Here is a 1,310-nt window from a genome sequence, read left to right on the forward strand (position 1 = left end):
GTCCCCGTCTGTCACTTTGTAGTAGTGGTCTTTATCGCGGAACAAGTAAGGCATGTTGAATGCTGCGTAAGCAGGGGAGAAAGCTTCCAATTCTGCCGCGTTGCTCTTCACCATATCCAGAGCACCGTTTTGCATCAGCTCCATCGATTCACGCTGAGTGCCTAACTGCGCATCAGGGTAGATACGGATACGAACTTCCCCGTCTGTCATTTCACGAACTTCTTTTGCCATAAAGTCCATTGCTTTATGTACTGCATGGTCACGAGGGTGGTTGTGACTTAGCTTCAAAGTGGTCGCAGCATAAGCAGAAGCAGTGGCGCCGAAGGTCATTGCAGCACCTACTACAGCGCTTAAAAGAGTCTTACGCGTCATCATTGTTCTATTCTCCTTGGATTGGTTATCCAATATGTAGGGTAGTTTTAATTTTTCACGGTATTTCTTGTTTCGAGGTCATTATTGGCGATCGAAAAACCTATCGTCAAAACAAAAAAGCAAATTGATTGACCAAAATCACACTAATCACCCTCAAATTGGTTAACCAATTCATTTGTGAAGCTGCTCACGTGACAACCAAATCGCCTAACTTATAATCCACTCAGAACAACATGCCTATTTTGAGACCCTACACAAATACGCTCGCCCACATTGGTAAACCAATTGTTATGCAGTCCGCGTGTTTACTTTAAGGAAATGAAAATGAATAAACTGGTCACGTATATCAACAGGGGGTTGGCAGCATTTACTGTCTCTCTTTCGACCTTTCTTGTCTTCTGCGTGGTTTGGCAGGTGCTTTCACGCTACGTACTCGGTAAACCAAGCACCGTCACGGATGAACTGGCTCGCTATCTCTTTATGTGGGTGGCGCTTATCGGTGCCGCTTACACCACAGGTCTCAAACGTCACCTCGCCATTGACCTTTTGACGATGAAACTCAAAGGCAAGAAAAAACTGGTGAATGAAATCGTCATCCAAGTGGCCATTGCGCTCTTCTCTTATGTGGTGTTGGTCCACGGCGGAACACAATTAGCACTCAAAACATTGGCCACTGGCCAGCTAACCCCAGCATTGGGCTTAGAGATGGGCTACATCTATTTCTGCCTGCCTATCAGTGGCGCACTGATGATCTTTTATTCCGTGATTTTCGCTTATGAGCGCGTCAAACAATTAATGTCTGGTGAAGCCCTACTCACCGACACCCAACTTGATCAATAGAGGGTTCCACAATGGAATGGCAATTAATTCTTACCCTATTCGGTAGCTTCGCAGTCCTGCTTGCGATTGGTGTACCGGTTTCCTTCGCCATTGGTCTT

2 protein-coding genes are annotated in these 1,310 nt (G+C 45.9%); one reads left to right on the top strand and one right to left on the bottom strand.

What is annotated here, in order from left to right; all coding sequences use genetic code 11:
* The coding region (dctP, locus tag R7P67_RS24730) for a TRAP transporter substrate-binding protein DctP (RefSeq protein ID WP_318086307.1) at positions 1-375 on the bottom strand (375 nt) is incomplete at its 3' end.
* 321 nt (positions 376-696) lie between these two features.
* Between dctP and R7P67_RS24735 the strand changes: the two genes are divergently transcribed.
* On the top strand, positions 697-1,212 hold the full coding sequence (locus R7P67_RS24735) for a TRAP transporter small permease (RefSeq protein ID WP_017447129.1): 516 nt from the start codon (positions 697-699) through the stop codon (positions 1,210-1,212).
* Positions 1,213-1,310 lie beyond the last annotated feature (98 nt).

It is taken from the genome of Vibrio sp. Vb0937 (genome assembly GCF_033338855.1).

Bases quoted from the DNA above. Each gene is read 5' to 3' on its own strand.
- R7P67_RS24735 (WP_017447129.1), top strand. From the start codon at position 697: ATGAATAAACTGGTCACGTATATCAACAGGGGGTTGGCAGCATTTACT.